Below are 14657 nucleotides of genomic sequence, written 5' to 3'. Positions count from 1 at the left end.
CTGCCGGTGCATATAGTAGTCAACGATCATGATGCCGAAGATCGGCGCCAGTGTCGCGCCGAGCGTGTTGACAAAGCCGCTGATGCCGAACTGGCTGATGAAACTGTTCCAGAACCCGCCGATGACCAGCGCAAACAGCGAGGTGATCAGACCGGCCTTGCGGAAGCTGATCTTTTCAGGGGCCAGATTGGCGATGCCGTTCACCGCCGGAATGAAGTTGGCCACCAGGTTGATGCCGACAGTCGCCGCAAAGAAGGTGATTGCGGCAACGATACCCAGCAGCACACTGTCGGTCCGCTCAACGATCTCGGTCGGATTGATGATCTCCTCCCCGAAGACGACAGCCGCACCGCCGGTGGTCAGCAGGGCCAGGGCCGAGAACAGGATCATGTTGAACGGCAGCCCGGCAAAGTTGCCCAGGACCATCGCCCGCTGGTCCTTGGCATAGCGCGAAAAGTCGCTGAAATTGATCATCACAGCCGCAAAATAGGCCACCATGGTGCCGACAATGGCGATGAACCCCTTGAATTCGCTCCAGAAGGTGCCTTCGGGGTTGGCAAAGATCGTGGCCGTGGCGCTGAGCAGCTGACCGTCCGAGCGCTGCCAGAGCACGGCAACCAGGCCGATCATCACCAGATAGACAAAGGGGCCTGCGATATTGAGGAAGGTTTCCACCCAGTTCATGCCGCGCCAGAAGATGAGGATATGAAAGCCCCAGACGAGCACGAAGGAAAGCCAGTCGATGCCGGTAAGGCCGAGGATCTCGGTGCCGCCGGAGATGCCGGTAAGCGAGCGGATCAGCAGCGCCAGTGCGGTTGAGGCAAAATAGACCTGGACCCCGTACCAGAACACCGCCACCGTTGCGCGCAGAATGGCCGGCAGTTTGGCGCCTTGGGTCCCCATGCTGGCACGGGCAAGGACCGGATAGGGTATGCCGTATTTCTCGCCCGGAGCACCGGAGAGATTCACCATCCACATCACGAACAGCCCGGCGCAGATCAGCGCCGCAAAGGCAGTCCAGCCGCCGACGCCATAGGAAATGAACAGCGACGCCACCAGCGAATAACCGAACAGCGACTGCACGTCATTGGCCCAGATGTTGAAGATGGCGAACCATCCCCATGTTTTTTCGTCGCGGCCAGCGGGGTTAAGCGCATTGCCTTCGGGGTCAAGTGTGCCCCCTTGCGCGATGCGCATGTCTTCTGTTGCAGTCATGGTTTCCTCCCTGATGCTGTTCCGCGGCCGGCGCCTCCCTGCCCCTGCCAAACAGCTTGGCAATCTAGTCTTGCAACTGGCATATTAGCAGATATCCTAATTAGCATCTGTTCGGAATTTCAGATAACACTTTATTGAAACCGCAGATAATGCCGATTGAGGAAAGCCGGATGACCCAGTCTCAGAATGTTCAGCTTTTGGCGGTGAAGGCGCAGCAGGCCCTGATGGCGGCACTGCGCAGCGGGCAGCTGCGCGACGGGCAGTTTCTGTCGATGTCACAGCTGGTTACCATGCTCGGCTTGCCGCTGTCCGCGGTCCGCGAAGCGGTCAAGCACGCCAGCTCGCAGGGCCTGCTGGTCACGATGCCGAAACGCGGCATTCAGGTGATGGAGGCGCGCCCAGAAACGATCCGTGACTGCCTCGACTTCCGGATGGTGCTGGACCAGGAGGGGGCACGGCGCCGGATTGCCAACGACGATCTGACCGGCCTCGGCGCCCTTCGGGACCGGCATCAGGCCTTCCGTGAAGCCGCACTGCGCGGCGAGACCGGCAAAACGCCGGACGGGCCCATAGAAGTCGACCTCTCGCTGCATGATTTCCTGGCCGCTGGACTTGGAAACCCCCAGCTGGCGGCAGCTTATGCAGCCAACCGGATGCGGACTGCCATTATCCAGAACGCCCGCCCTTTCCTGCAGGACCGGATCATTTCGGCTATGGAAGAACACCTTGCCATTATGGACGCCCTTGAACGCCACGATGCTGACGCCGCAACCGGCGCAATCCGGCATCACTATACGCAGACCCTGCGATGGTGGGGCGTCACCTGACCTCCGCCCTGCCCCGCCGCGCAGCAAACTGCTCGGGACCGGAACGGTCGCGCCGGAGGAAGGGCAGCCGCCTCTTGCCTGCCCGGCACCTGCCGTGTTCCTGTAGCCGGGCAACCTGACGGAGAAAACAGATGCAGGAACCGATCCGGCTTTACTACTGGCCCACGCCCAACGGCTGGAAAATCTCCATCGCACTGGAGGAAATGGGGCTGCCCTATGAGGTGACGCTGATCGACATCGGCAAGGGGGATCAGTTCGCTCCGGAGTTCCTGAAACTCTCCCCGAACAACCGGATGCCCGCAATCGTGGACCCGGACGGCCCCGGCGGCGCCCCGGTTCCGCTGTTCGAAAGCGGCGCCATTCTGCAATATCTCGCCCGCAAGACCGGGCAATTCTATGGCCGGGACGAACGGGCGCGGCTGGCCGTGGATCAATGGCTGATGTGGCAGATGGGCGGGCTCGGCCCGATGGCAGGCCAGGCGCACCACTTCCTGAAATACGCGCCCGAGGACCTGCCTTATGCCAAAGACCGCTACCGGAGCGAGGCTGCCCGCCTCTACGGCGTGCTGGACCGGCAGCTGGCGGAGAATGAATTTGCCGCGGGGCCGGATTTTACGATTGCCGATATCGCCATCTGGCCCTGGGCGTCGCTGTGGGAGGGCCAGCAGCAGACGCTGGAGGACAAGCCCCACCTCTCCCGCTGGCTGGAGCGGATGTGGTCGCGGCCCGGGGTCGTGGCAGGCCGGGCGCTGCATGCGGATTTGCGGGCGGACAGGTCGGACACCAGGGCGCAGCAGGTGATTTTCGGACAAGGCGGCTGATTTGCGCAGCAGCAGCGCACCGCAGGTGCGCTGCCGGGCCCAAGGCTTGAAGCGTCATCTTTGATGAGGCGCCAGGGCGCGGGAGCCCTGCCCTGCCGGCCGCCGGTCACTCCGCCGGGCCGGCCTCTTCTTCCTCGGCGCCGTATTTCTGGAACAGCTGCCCTTGCAGCATGAAAAAGGCAAACATCGCCACCGGCAGGCCGAAGGTCTTGAAATAGACCCATGTGTCGGTGCTTTGCGTCCGCCAGATCAGCTCATTGGCCACCGCCAGGCCAAAGAAGAACGCGCACAGCCGCCGGGTCAGGATCATCCAGCCTTGCTGCTGCAGCGGCATGACTTCCTCCATCACCACCTTCAGCCAGCTCTGCCCGCGCAGAAGCCCGAGCCCCAAAAGCCCGCCGAACAGCAGATACAGCATCGTCGGCTTCATCTTGATAAAGCGGTCGTCGTTGAACCAGACCGACATGCCGCCGAACAGCACCACCAGAATGAGCGTGGCAACCTGCATCCGCGACAGATGCCCGGTCAGTTTCCACAGGGCCAGCGTCGATGCCGCCATCAGCGGGATGAAGGCGGCGGTGATGACGATGAAGCCCTTGTATTCATTGCCGCCGATCAGGAACACCTCATCCTTCAGCTTCAGATAGCCGATGAAGAACAGCACGATCGGGCCCAGCTCCAGCAGCATCTTCAGGGTCGGGTTGATCTTCTTTCCGGCCATGGGGCCTCCTGTCAGTTCTGCGCGCGGTCTCAGCCGCCCATTTCCACTATCACGGCGCCCAGCGCGATCAAAGCCATCAAGGCAATCCGCCGCGGGCCCACGGTTTCCTTCAGCACCAGCCAGCCGATCAGCGCCGCAAACACGGTGGAGGTCTCGCGCAGCACCGCCGCCTCCCCCACCTTGTCAAGCCGGGTCGCCAGCATCACCGCCCCGAAGGAGGCAAAGGCCACCAGCCCGCCGAAGACCCCCTTGACCATCAGCGGCCCCGGCGGCGGCGGTTCCGGCATCCGCCGCCAGCGGGCCAGCGCGATGACCGGAAACACCAGCCCGTCGATCATGAAGAACCATGCCAGAAAGGTGAACGGATCAGCGGTCGCCCGGATGCCATAGGCGTCATAGGTGGTGTAAAGCGCCACGAACAGCCCGGTGATCACCGCCAGCACCAGCGCAATCCCCAGCGTCTCCCGCGCAGAGACCAGAAAGATGAAATTGTATACTGCCAGGCCGAAGATCCCGGCCAGCAGAACCCCGACGCCCAGCCACTGCGTCACCGTGAAGACCTCGCCGAACAGCCAGTAGGCGCCGATCACCGTGAACAGCGGCCCGGTGCCGCGCACCACCGGGTAGACCACCGTATAGGCGCCCTTGGTATAGGCCAGCGCCTGAAACAGCTTGTACAGCACATGGATCACCCAGGCGCCAAAGAAGATCAGCCACATGTGCGGCTCGGGCCAGGGCACCACAAACAGCGCGAACGGCGCCGCCATCAGGGCGTAGGAAATGTCGATGGCCCCGCGCGACAGCCAGGGGTCGTGGCGGCCCTTTTGCAGCGCCCCGAAGACCGCGTGCAGCACCGCGGCCATCAGCGCCAGATACAGCGCCGCCTGATGCCCCGCCGCGGTGCCTTCCAGGGAAATCAGCCAATCGCTCAAATCAAACGCCTTTGCTCAAACCGGCAAGCCCGGGCTATTCCGCCGCCGGACCGCCGGAAGATAGTTGCAGCAAGAGGAAAACAGATCTCAGTTTTCTTCAAGACCGGTGAGAGCCGCCGCAAAGTCTTCCGGATCAAAAGGGGCCAGGTCGTCGATCTGCTCCCCCACACCGATGGCGTGGATCGGCAGGCCGAATTTGTCCGCCAGCGCCACCAGCACACCGCCTTTGGCGGTGCCGTCCAGCTTGGTCATCACCAGGCCCGAGACATCGGCCAGTTTCTGGAAGGTGCCCACCTGCGACAGCGCGTTCTGGCCAGTGGTCGCATCCAGCACCAGAAGCGTATTATGCGGAGCGGTTTCATCCTTCTTGCGGATCACCCGGACAATTTTCGACAGCTCCTCCATCAGGTCGGCGCGGTTCTGCAGCCGGCCTGCGGTGTCGATCATCAGAAGATCGGCGCCCTCTTCCTGCGCTTTGGTCATCGCGTCGAACGCCAGCGAGGCCGGGTCCGAACCTTCCGGGGCGGTCAGCACCGGCACGCCCGCACGGTCGCCCCAGACCTGCAGCTGTTCAACAGCGGCGGCGCGGAAGGTGTCGCCTGCAGCAATCACCACCTTTTTGCCGGCGCCCTTGAACTGGCTGGCCAGCTTGCCGATGGTGGTGGTCTTGCCCGAGCCGTTGACGCCCACCACCAGCACCACCTGCGGGCGTTTGGCGTAGATCGGCAGCGGCTTGGCCACCGGCTCCATGATGCGGGCGACTTCCTGCGCCAGCAGCTCTTTGATCTCGCGCGAGGACACCCGCTTGCCCATCCGCCCCTCCGCCAGGTTGGCGGTGACGCGCAGCGCCGTGTCGACCCCCATGTCGGCGGCAATCAGCAGCTCTTCCAGCTGCTCCAGCATGTCGTCATCCAGCGCCCGGCGCGGCTCGGCAGCACTGCCGCGGCCCATCAGACGGCCCAGCAGGCCCGGCGCTTTCTTCTCCGGTTCCGCTGCAGCTGCGGATGCAGGCTGCGGAGCGGGTTCAGGCGCCGGTTCCGCCTCAGGGTCCGGTTGCGGCGCCGGCTGCGGCACAGGCACAGGCTGCGGCACAGGCGCCGGGGCTGGCTGTTCAGGCGTGACAGCGGGCGCATCCGCCAGGGCTTCCACCGCCGCGGCCGCACTGTCCTCCGCCCCCTCCTCGACAATCGCATCGAGCCCCTGCTCGAGCTTGGAGGAGGATTTGAACAGCCGCTCCTTGAGCTTTGAGAAAAACGCCATCTTGGTCTCCGCAAAAGGGTCTGCTCCCCACCTAATGCGGATTGCGCCGGAGTGCAAAGCGCAAGGCGTCCTGCGCATCAGGAAAATACAGCAAGAAACCCTGCTTGCGCGCCCCAGTAAAGCAGCCAGACCGCATAGGGCGCAATCCGCCGCAGCGGGTGCTCTGCACTCAGCACAAAGGTTTCCGCGGCCAGGATCATGTCCGACAGCATAAAGGCGCAAGCCGCGGCAAAGACCCAGGTGCCGGGTGGCAGGGTCAGCGCCGCCGCCCCCATGCCAAGGATGACCGGGATATAGGCCAGCACCGGCCCCTTAAGCGCCCCGGCCCGCGGTGCCAGGAAACGCGCCATCCCCAGCCCCAGCCCCAATAGAACCATCGCAATCACCACCCCCGGCATCTGCAGCAGCCGCGCCGGATCGCTCGCATCCCGGGTCAGGAACAGCACCGCATAGACCAGATGCCCGGCAGCAAAGGCGCCGACACCCGCCATGAACGCCCCCTCGCCGTCGCGCGACAGGAACAGATCGCCCAGCGCGCAAAGACCCAGCGCAAGGGCCAGCAGCCAGGGTGCGCCAACCAGCAGTGCCGCCAGCGCCAGCAGGGCCACCGACGCCGTTTTCAGCACGCTGCGCAGCAGCCCGGGCGGCGGCACGGCCAGGAGAAGATAGATCAGCGCACAGGCCCCAGCCCCCGCCCAAAGCACCAGTTCCGCCGTCATACCCCGCCTCCTCTTTGATCTTACGCCACTCTGTCCGTGCAAGCCGCACGCCGTCAAAGGTGACCCCGCGGGAGCCGGCGCAAGAGCACGCAAAGCTTGGAGCTGGCCCCCCGCCTGAGGCACAATGGCCTCATGCGCTCAATGATGATTCTCCTGCTGGCAGTCCTGCCCGCCCCGCTCTCGGCTGCCGAGCCGCTGAACGCCGAACAATTCGACCGCTATACCCAGGGCCGCACCCTGTTCTACGGCTTTGGCGGCAGCATGTACGGGGTGGAGCGCTACCTGCCCGGCCGGCGGGTGATCTGGTCGTTTCTGGACGGCAGATGCCAGGAGGGCAGCTGGTACGAGGACGCAGGCCGGATCTGTTTCATCTATGAAAACCGGGGCGATCCGCAGTGCTGGAGCTTTGAACTCGCCCCCGGCGGGCTGACCGCCAGGTTCGAAGATGACCCGGCCTCGACAGAATTGTACGAGGCCGAAGACATCGGCGAGAAAATGCTGTGCTACGGCCCTGACGCCGGTGTCTGAAGCCTGCGCCGGCGCCGTGAGTATTTCAGACCGGAAAGAAGCTAGAACAGCGAGCCCTGACCGCCGCCGGACGGTTTTTCTGCGGCGCTCTGGGAAGCCGGATCCGCAGTGCCCCCGTCCAGATCCAGAATGCCATCGGCAAATTCGATCTGCAGCGGGCCGGCCTGGGCCGCAGCGGCCTTGGTGGTGAGGATCCCGGCACCCGAACGCACCACCGCATAGCCGCGCTGCAGCGTCGCCTTGTAGCTGAGGATCTCCAGCTGGCGCCCCGCCGCCGCCAGGGTCTGGCGCTGGCGGTCGAGACGCAGCGACTGGGCCGCATCCAGCCGCTGCGCCAGATGGCCCAGCGCGTCCTTGCGGGCCGTGATCTCGCGCTGAATGGGGCGCAGGCTGAGGCGGGAGGACAGGTTCTGCAACCGGTCGCGGCGCCCCTGCACCAGCTGGCGCAGGGTGGCGGGTCGCAGGGAGGCCGCTGTTTCGCTCAGATGCACCCGGCGGCGCTGCACCCCGGATATCAGCGCCCCCGGCAGCCGGTCGGCAATCCGGTCCAGCCGCTGGCGCGGGGTTTCCAGCAGGGTATCGGGCCTGGGCAGCGCCCGCGCCAGATCATTCAGCCGCTGCCGCCGCTGCTGCACCGCCTGGCCTGCGGCGCGGGTCAGCCGCGCCCCCTGGGTCTCGGCCCAGGCCATCAGTTCCAGCCGCACCGGCACGGCAAGTTCCGCCGCCGCCGTCGGCGTCGGCGCCCGGCGGTCGGAAACAAAGTCGATCAGCGTGGTATCCGTCTCATGCCCAACGGCGGAAATAAGCGGGATCTGCGACGCCGCCGCGGCGCGGGCCACGATCTCCTCGTTAAAGCCCCACAGATCCTCGATCGAGCCGCCGCCGCGGGCGACAATGATCAGGTCCGGCCGCGGCAGCGCGCCGCCCGGAGTCAGGCGGTTGAAACCGTCGATGGCGCGGGCCACTTCAGGCGCACAGTTCTGCCCCTGCACCGCCACCGGCCAGACCAGCACCTTGCGCGGGAACCGGTCGCGCAAGCGATGCAGGATGTCGCGGATCACCGCGCCGGAGGGCGAGGTCACCACGCCGATGATCTGCGGCAGATAGGGCAGCGGCTTTTTGCGCCCGGGCGCAAACAGCCCCTCTGCCTCCAGCTGCTTCTTGCGCTTTTCCAGCAGCGCCATCAGCGCGCCCTGCCCCGCAACCGCAACCTCGTCAACGTTCATATTGTATTTGGACTGGGCGCCAAAGGCGGTCAGCCGGCCGGTGACCACCACCTCCAGTCCTTCCTCGGGCACCACCGACAGGCTGGAAACCTGCCCCTTCCAAGTGGTGCAGGCCAGCACCGAGCGGTCATCCTTGATGTCATAATACAGATGGCCGGAGCGCGCCTTGAACACCCGGCCCACTTCGCCCTTCACCCGGATGCGGCCGAAGGTGCCCTCCAGCGTGCGCTTCACCTCGCCGGAGATTTCCGAGACAGTGAATTCGGGCGCGTTCTGCCCCGGTTTTGGATCATCAAACAGGTCGGACATGGGGCGCTGCTCTCCAGTGGCTTGAGGCTGGTCTTGTTTTGAGGCCGCGCGCAGCATAGAACGCGCCGCAAGCATGGCAAGCCCCGGATGGCGCCGGGAGGCCAGACGGCTCAGGCAGATCGGAGAACACGCACATGAACATCCTCATCCTCGGCAGCGGCGGGCGCGAACACGCCCTGGCCTGGGCAGTGATGCAGAACCCCAAATGCGACAAGCTGATCGTGGCGCCGGGCAATGCCGGCATCGCCCAGATTGCCGACTGCGCCGCGCTGGACATCGAAAACGGCGGTGCGGTGGCGGCGTTTGCCGAGGAAAACGCCATTGATTTCGTGATCATCGGCCCCGAAGCGCCGCTGGCGGCAGGGGTTGCCGACCGGCTGCGCGAGGCGGGCCTGCTGGTCTTTGGCCCGTCCGAGGCGGCGGCCCGGCTGGAAGCCTCAAAAAGCTTCACCAAGGAGGTCTGCGATGCGGCGGGCGCCCCCACTGCCGCCTATGGCCATTTCACCGATGCCGAGGCCGCCAAGGCCCATGTGCGCAAACATGGCGCGCCGACCGTGGTCAAGGCCGACGGGCTGGCAGCCGGCAAGGGCGTCATCATCGCGATGACCGAGGCGGAGGCCATCGCCGCCATCGACGACATGTTCGGCGGCGCCTTCGGCGGCGCCGGCGCCGAGGTGGTGATCGAAGAATTCATGGAAGGCGAGGAAGCCTCGCTGTTTGTGCTGGTGGACGGCAAGGACGTGCTGGCGATCGGCTCGGCCCAGGACCACAAGCGGGTGGGAGAAGGCGACACCGGCCCCAACACCGGCGGCATGGGCGCCTATTCCCCCGCGCCGGTGCTGAGCGCCGGGATCGAAGCCCGCGCGATGGAAGAGATCGTGAAACCCACCATGCGGGTGATGGCAGAGCGCGGCATGCCTTATCAGGGGGTGCTTTATGCCGGCCTGATGATCAACGACGGTTTGCCGCGGCTGGTGGAATACAACGTCCGTTTCGGCGACCCGGAATGCCAGGTGCTGATGATGCGGCTTGGCGCGCAGGCGCTGGACCTGATGCATGCCGCGGCTGAAGGCCGGCTGGGCGAGGCGCAGGTGAACTGGGGCGACGATCACGCGATCACGGTGGTGATGGCGGCTGAAGGCTATCCCGGCTCTTACCAAAAAGGATCCGAGATCAAGGGGCTGAAGGCCCTGCCCGAGGACAGCAGCAATATGGTGTTCCATGCCGGCACCAAGGCTGAAGACGGCAAGGTGCTGGCTGCCGGCGGAAGGGTGCTGAACGTGACCGCCCGCGGCGATACCCTGCAGGAGGCCCGCGACCGCGCCTATGCGATGGTGGGCGGGGTGCAGTGGCCGCAAGGCTTCTTCCGCCGCGACATCGGCTGGCGCGCGCTGGATTGACCCCCTGCTGCGGCGGCGGCTCTCCCGCCTGCTCCCGGCCAATCAAAGATTGACCGTCGCAGTTGGGCCTGGCCGGGCGCGCAGGCGCCCGGCCAGGCCCCCTTGCTCCGTCCGTCAGCGGTATCCTTGCCGGGTGCAATGCGGTAGTCTGCACCTCAGCCGGACGCGAGAGCCTGCATAGCGGTGAGAATGGCCCAGGGGGAGCGATGATCCGCGGTTGCCGGACAGGGCAGGCGATGCCGGCCGTCCGCTGCAGCCTGCCGTGCCGTCTGCGCCTCCTGCCTGCTGCACCGGGCCGGCCGGGAGGAGGCCCGCCCCGCCCGCTGGAAGGTCCAACTGTGAAACTGCCGCGCAGAATCAGCGCTGACGATCCGCTGCTTGCCGAGGTGCTGGCCCTGATCCAGCGCAGCTTTGCCTATATGGACGGCCGCATTGATCCGCCCTCTTCCATGCACCGGCTGACAGTCGGCGGCATGGCGGAGCATTGCCGCGCCGGCGGCGAAATCTGGGCCGCCGGCAGCCCGCCCGCGGCCTGCATCTTTCTGACGCCGAAGGCGGACTGCCTGCACCTTGGCAAGCTGGCCGTTGATCCCGCCCGCCGGGGATCAGGCCTGGGCAGGCAGATGGTGGACCTGGCGGCACAGCGCGCCAGGGATCTGGGCCTGCCGGCGCTTGAGTTGCAGACGCGGATCGAACTGGTGGAAAACCACCGCCTGTTCGCCCGGCTCGGGTTTGCCAAGACCGCAGAAGGTTCCCATCCCGGCTGCAGCAGGGTGACAAACATCACCATGCGTATGCCGCTATAGCGCGCTCCTGCGATGCCGGGCGGTGCCAATGTCCATGCCTCAGGCCAAGGCGCATCCGCCGGGTCAGAACAGCGACAGAATCGGATCGCTGAAGCCAGAATTCACAGACCCGTTGAGATCCGCCAGCATGAGGAACCTGTTACGGAATTCATCCAGTTTTGCATCGTCGAGAAGATCCGCCGGATGGGTGGTTCCGAAGGCGGCAAACGCGCGCTCCTTCATCTCCTTCACCTGCCGGTCCACATCCAGCTGGCCGAAACTTGATGGCAGCGCCAATGCGGTTTCGAATACCGTTTTCAGCGGCGGCGAGCCGATGATGCCGTACCAATGGGCGTTTTCGCTGCCGCCTGCATCCGCAACGGCTTGCAGCTCGCGCTCAAAAGCCAGCGCCAGCCGCATGTTCGAATCGCTCTCGCCGATCTCAATTTCAAACTGGCGGGTGGTGTAAAGCTCGGAGAGCTGCGCGGCGAAACCTTCCGGATACGCGCGGCCGGTTTCCCCGCCGTTGAAGGAGAACGCATATGCCATTGCTTTCAAACCGGTATCGTAATGCAGGTTGGTGAATGACGTGCTGGACGACAGGTCGGATTCAAAGGCCCGGATCACAGTGTCGAAATCCAGGCTCCGTTTGCTCTGGCCGAAGAGATCCAGCGTCGCTTCAAACAGGCTTAAATCAAAGACCAATTCCCGCGGATCGGCAAAGGTGCCCAGCTTGCCGGTGATTTCATCCGAAAACACCTTCATCTTGCTGACATGTTCCGGCCAGCCGTTCTGAAACGCGTCGGCAAAATCGTAATAGTCTGAATTTTCGGGCTGGTTCACATAGGAGTTCGGGTCAGACAGATCCGACTCCAAAATCTGGCGCAGCTCGTCCTCATCCCTGCCATACAGCCCGAATGTATCCAGCGCATGCTCCAGCACCTCCGGGTTCGACAGCAGCTCATCCGGATCGGTCATCGCATTGATATCCGGCCAGCCGAATCCAAACGCCCTGGAAACCGCAAGATATCTTTTGTCCTCCAGCTGATTCACAAAGGAGGCCGGATCGGTGGTATCCGAATTCAGAACCCGGCGCAGGAAATCGGGGCTGGTGCGTTCCAGGTCAAAGGTATCGACAACGGCCTGCAGAAGATTTTCATCCCCCAGCAGATCATCCGCGCTTGCCAGGCCTTCGCTGTGCGCGTTGAATTCCCCGACCAGCGCCTGGATGCTGTTTTCATACACCGGCGGCGTGTTGAAACTGAATTGCCGGGCAAACTCGGCATATTTGGGATTGCTCAGCTTGTTCACAAAGGACTCCGGGTCTGCCAGGTCGGATTCCAGCACTTTCTGCAGAAAGAACTGATTTTTCTCCAACCCTTCCATTCCCGCGTTGGCAAGCGCCTTGCGCAGCAGGGGGCCGTTTGCCAGCAAATCATCCGGCGAGGCGACACTGGCAAATTCAGCGCCGGCCTTGGCGCCGGGAAGCGACGGGCCATCCGGGCTGTTGAAGCCAAAGGTTTCCGCCAGCGATTGATACCGGCTGTCGTTGAGCCGGTTCACAAAGGAGCCCGGGTCGCTGATATCGGATTCAAGCACCTTCTTGATGAACGCCCGGTTGCCGATATCCTCGTCCAGGCCAAAGGCGCCCAGCGTCACGGTCAGCAGGTTGTAGTCATCCAGCAGCTGGTCCGGTGTCTCGACGCTGGTGATTCTCTGATTGAAGTCCTGCACCCTCCGGTCGACGACCGGCGACTTCTCATAGATTTCCTGCTGCTGGCCGCGGGTCCGCTGCAGGAAGCTCCACCCGCTGATACCGGTGCCCAACACATAGGGTGTAAAGCTCACGCGCCTGTCTCCTGTAAAACCGGCTCAGGCAGATAGCCGCCTGGCGCCGCTCGTCAGGAGCAAGGTAACCCGAAGGGAATGCATAAATCTGAAACACCGCGCAAAAACCGGATCGGGTGCTGCACGGCCGGTCTGTATGTCCAGGCGGCAGCGGCGGCAGGCACGCCCGCCTGTTCCTCCCCTCCTGCCGGAGCGGCTGAACAGTTGGGCCGGGCGCCGCGCAGGGCGCGGCGCGGGCAGGTTTCAAGCGCGGCGCTCAGCGGCAGGCCGGCGCGTCAGCCTGTCCGGTTCCGGTGCGGAAAGGGCGCCATCCCTGAACCGCCAAATGCGCAAGGGCCAGCCAAGGCCGGCCCCAACCACACCGCCATGCGCGGCGGGCGGAACCGGGCAGCAGCGCGCCTCATCAGACGCCGCGCCGCTGCCCCTGCGATCATCAGATCTGTTTTTCGGGCATATGCACCACCAGCCCGTCCAGCGCATCGCTCACCTTGATCTGGCAGGTCAGCCGCGAGCGGGCCGGATCCGGCTCATAGGCGAAATCCAGCATATCCTCTTCCATGTCGTCCTTGGCAGGCAGCTTCTCGACCCAGTCCGGCGCAATGTACACATGACAGGTCGAGCAGGCGCAGGCGCCGCCGCAATCAGCCTCGATGCCCGGGATATTGTTGTCGCGCGCGCCTTCCATCACGGTCAGCCCATTGGCGACATCCACAACATGGCTGGTGCCGTTGTGCTCGATGTAAGTGATCTTTGCCATTGTCAGCTCTCTTCCCTTTTCCGGTACTTGCGCGACTGTGTAGCCAAGCCCCTGCACCGGTGCCAGCCCCAATTGCGACCCAGCCCTGCCGCAGCTGGACTTTTCACCTAAATGTTCTATATTTGTTCACGCCGGATATTTTTCAACCGCAAGGCCGTTTTCCTCATGCCAGCCCCCGCCTCACCCCCCGCCTCCGGCCCAGCCCCCGCCGCCGCCTGCGCTGCGGGCGGGCACCGGGCACAGCCCTGGCCGCAGCCGCCGCACTGCCTGCCCGCCGCCCGGCTGCAGGAGCCGCCGGAGGGCGCCCGCGTCACCGTGGCCGGGCTGGTGATCCTGCGCCAGCGTCCCGGCACCGCCAAGGGCGTGATTTTTGTCACCCTTGAGGATGAAACCGGCGTGGTCAACGTGATCGTCTGGCGCAAGATCTACGAGGCGTTCCGCCGCGCGGTGATCTCGGGCCGGCTCTTGCGCGTCACCGGACGGCTGCAGCGGGCGTATTCCGTCACCCATGTGATTGCCGGGACGGTTGAGGATATTTCACCGATGCTGGACCTGTTGCTGGCGGAACAAGGCCGCCGGGAGGATCCCGCCTTTGCGCAGGGGCCGGAACTGGGCTAACCTGCCGTCTAAGCACCGGCGCCCGGAACGGACATGCGGAACGGGCAAGCGCGCCGGCAGAGGCACAGTGACAAAGGCATCCGGGCATGACGCCGAGCATATTCGAAACCAGCCGCCGGTTCTGGCCCGGGCTGCTGCTGGCGCTGCTGGCGGCCTGCGTCCAGCCGCCGCCCGGCGGCGACGTGTCCCGCGCCGGACGCTATGCCCCGCCGGGCGCGCCGCCCGGCACCTGCTGGAGCACACACATCTCGCCCGCCGTCGTCGAAACCGTCACCAGCCAGGTGCTGGCACAACCGGCGCAAACCGACAGCAGCGGCCGGGTCACCCGCCCCGCCATCTTCCGCACCGAAACCCGCCAGCAGATCGTCACCCCGCGCCGGGCGCACTGGATCGAAATCCCCTGCCCGGCGATGATGACTCCCGCTTTCATCCGCACCATCCAGCGCGCCCTGACCGCCCGCGGGCTGTACCGCGGCCCGGTTCACGGACAGATGGACATGGCCACCCGCACGGCCGTGCAACGCTATCAGGCCCCGCTGGGGCTGGACAGCGGCACCCTGACGCTCACCTCCGCCCGCAAGCTGGGGCTGGTCGCCGTGGCGGGCTGAACCAGCCGGTTCAGTTCCCCGGTTCCCCGGCGCCCCGGCCTCTGCTAAGGTCCGCCGGACTGGGCACCAGACGCAAAGAGATT

Annotated in this window: 15 protein-coding genes; 7 read left to right on the top strand and 8 right to left on the bottom strand. The window is 64.9% G+C overall.

Going from position 1 to position 14657, the window contains the following annotated elements; genetic code table 11:
- Positions 1–1215: cytosine permease (locus tag VOI29_RS04090; protein WP_323776163.1), on the bottom strand; the 1215-nt coding region annotated here is incomplete at its 3' end.
- 149 nt (positions 1216–1364) lie between these two features.
- On the opposite strand from VOI29_RS04090, the gene VOI29_RS04085 reads away from it, so the two are divergent.
- Positions 1365–2042 (top strand): GntR family transcriptional regulator, encoded by a 678-nt coding sequence (locus tag VOI29_RS04085; protein WP_323776162.1) that lies wholly within the window; start codon positions 1365–1367, stop codon positions 2040–2042.
- 131 nt (positions 2043–2173) lie between these two features.
- The gene (locus tag VOI29_RS04080) at positions 2174–2863 is read left to right on the top strand and encodes a glutathione S-transferase N-terminal domain-containing protein (protein ID WP_323776161.1); all 690 of its coding nucleotides are present in this window, start codon (positions 2174–2176) and stop codon (positions 2861–2863) included.
- Positions 2864–2969: 106 nt separating this feature from the next.
- Here the strand turns inward: VOI29_RS04080 and VOI29_RS04075 are convergent, their stop codons facing one another.
- The 4 genes from VOI29_RS04075 to VOI29_RS04060 all read right to left on the bottom strand — a co-directional run bounded on the left by VOI29_RS04075 (position 2970) and on the right by VOI29_RS04060 (position 6495).
- On the bottom strand, positions 2970–3584 hold the full coding sequence (locus tag VOI29_RS04075) for an inner membrane-spanning protein YciB (RefSeq protein WP_323776160.1): 615 nt from the start codon (positions 3582–3584) through the stop codon (positions 2970–2972).
- Between the two features lie 29 nt (positions 3585–3613).
- On the bottom strand, positions 3614–4516 hold the full coding sequence (locus VOI29_RS04070; protein WP_323776159.1) for a DMT family transporter: 903 nt from the start codon (positions 4514–4516) through the stop codon (positions 3614–3616).
- An 87-nt stretch (positions 4517–4603) separates the two neighbouring features.
- The gene (gene ftsY / locus VOI29_RS04065) at positions 4604–5776 is read right to left on the bottom strand and encodes a signal recognition particle-docking protein FtsY (protein WP_323776158.1); all 1173 of its coding nucleotides are present in this window, start codon (positions 5774–5776) and stop codon (positions 4604–4606) included.
- Between the two features lie 77 nt (positions 5777–5853).
- On the bottom strand, positions 5854–6495 hold the full coding sequence (locus VOI29_RS04060) for a lysoplasmalogenase (protein ID WP_323776157.1): 642 nt from the start codon (positions 6493–6495) through the stop codon (positions 5854–5856).
- A gap of 132 nt (positions 6496–6627) precedes the next feature.
- Between VOI29_RS04060 and VOI29_RS04055 the strand changes: the two genes are divergently transcribed.
- Positions 6628–7023: a hypothetical protein gene (locus VOI29_RS04055; protein WP_323776156.1), complete on the top strand. Its 396-nt coding sequence runs from the start codon at positions 6628–6630 to the stop codon at positions 7021–7023.
- A gap of 41 nt (positions 7024–7064) precedes the next feature.
- Here the strand turns inward: VOI29_RS04055 and xseA are convergent, their stop codons facing one another.
- The gene (xseA, locus tag VOI29_RS04050; RefSeq protein ID WP_323776155.1) at positions 7065–8558 is read right to left on the bottom strand and encodes an exodeoxyribonuclease VII large subunit; all 1494 of its coding nucleotides are present in this window, start codon (positions 8556–8558) and stop codon (positions 7065–7067) included.
- 134 nt (positions 8559–8692) lie between these two features.
- Between xseA and purD the strand changes: the two genes are divergently transcribed.
- Positions 8693–9958 (top strand): phosphoribosylamine--glycine ligase, encoded by a 1266-nt coding sequence (purD, locus tag VOI29_RS04045; RefSeq protein ID WP_323776154.1) that lies wholly within the window; start codon positions 8693–8695, stop codon positions 9956–9958.
- A gap of 338 nt (positions 9959–10296) precedes the next feature.
- Complete coding sequence (locus tag VOI29_RS04040; protein WP_323776153.1) at positions 10297–10764, top strand: GNAT family N-acetyltransferase; 468 nt, start codon at positions 10297–10299, stop codon at positions 10762–10764.
- A gap of 63 nt (positions 10765–10827) precedes the next feature.
- Here VOI29_RS04040 and VOI29_RS04035 read toward each other — a convergent pair whose 3' ends face one another.
- Positions 10828–12591: a DUF1217 domain-containing protein gene (locus VOI29_RS04035; RefSeq protein ID WP_323776152.1), complete on the bottom strand. Its 1764-nt coding sequence runs from the start codon at positions 12589–12591 to the stop codon at positions 10828–10830.
- A 433-nt stretch (positions 12592–13024) separates the two neighbouring features.
- A complete protein-coding gene (locus tag VOI29_RS04030; RefSeq protein WP_024089409.1) occupies positions 13025–13348 on the bottom strand; it encodes a 2Fe-2S iron-sulfur cluster-binding protein in 324 nt (107 codons plus the stop codon).
- A 165-nt stretch (positions 13349–13513) separates the two neighbouring features.
- On the opposite strand from VOI29_RS04030, the gene VOI29_RS04025 reads away from it, so the two are divergent.
- On the top strand, positions 13514–13966 hold the full coding sequence (locus tag VOI29_RS04025) for an OB-fold nucleic acid binding domain-containing protein (protein ID WP_323776151.1): 453 nt from the start codon (positions 13514–13516) through the stop codon (positions 13964–13966).
- An 86-nt stretch (positions 13967–14052) separates the two neighbouring features.
- Positions 14053–14574 carry a peptidoglycan-binding domain-containing protein gene (locus VOI29_RS04020; protein ID WP_323776150.1) on the top strand — a complete coding sequence of 174 codons (522 nt, stop codon included), beginning with the start codon at positions 14053–14055 and terminating at the stop codon, positions 14572–14574.
- Positions 14575–14657: the final 83 nt, after the last annotated feature.

Origin of the sequence: Leisingera sp. (assembly GCF_034669605.1) — a bacterium.
Classification (GTDB): domain Bacteria; phylum Pseudomonadota; class Alphaproteobacteria; order Rhodobacterales; family Rhodobacteraceae; genus Leisingera.
This window is presented reverse-complemented; position numbering and strand designations above follow the sequence as displayed.

Coding starts and splice junctions, on each gene's coding strand:
- VOI29_RS04060 (WP_323776157.1), bottom strand. CDS start 6,495: ATGACGGCGGAACTGGTGCTTTGGGCGGGGGCTGGGGCCTGTGCGCTG.
- VOI29_RS04085 (WP_323776162.1), top strand. CDS start 1,365: ATGCCGATTGAGGAAAGCCGGATGACCCAGTCTCAGAATGTTCAGCTT.
- ftsY (WP_323776158.1), bottom strand. CDS start 5,776: ATGGCGTTTTTCTCAAAGCTCAAGGAGCGGCTGTTCAAATCCTCCTCC.
- VOI29_RS04075 (WP_323776160.1), bottom strand. CDS start 3,584: ATGGCCGGAAAGAAGATCAACCCGACCCTGAAGATGCTGCTGGAGCTG.
- purD (WP_323776154.1), top strand. CDS start 8,693: ATGAACATCCTCATCCTCGGCAGCGGCGGGCGCGAACACGCCCTGGCC.
- xseA (WP_323776155.1), bottom strand. CDS start 8,558: ATGTCCGACCTGTTTGATGATCCAAAACCGGGGCAGAACGCGCCCGAA.
- VOI29_RS04020 (WP_323776150.1), top strand. CDS start 14,053: ATGACGCCGAGCATATTCGAAACCAGCCGCCGGTTCTGGCCCGGGCTG.
- VOI29_RS04030 (WP_024089409.1), bottom strand. CDS start 13,348: ATGGCAAAGATCACTTACATCGAGCACAACGGCACCAGCCATGTTGTG.
- VOI29_RS04055 (WP_323776156.1), top strand. CDS start 6,628: ATGCGCTCAATGATGATTCTCCTGCTGGCAGTCCTGCCCGCCCCGCTC.
- VOI29_RS04080 (WP_323776161.1), top strand. CDS start 2,174: ATGCAGGAACCGATCCGGCTTTACTACTGGCCCACGCCCAACGGCTGG.
- VOI29_RS04025 (WP_323776151.1), top strand. CDS start 13,514: ATGCCAGCCCCCGCCTCACCCCCCGCCTCCGGCCCAGCCCCCGCCGCC.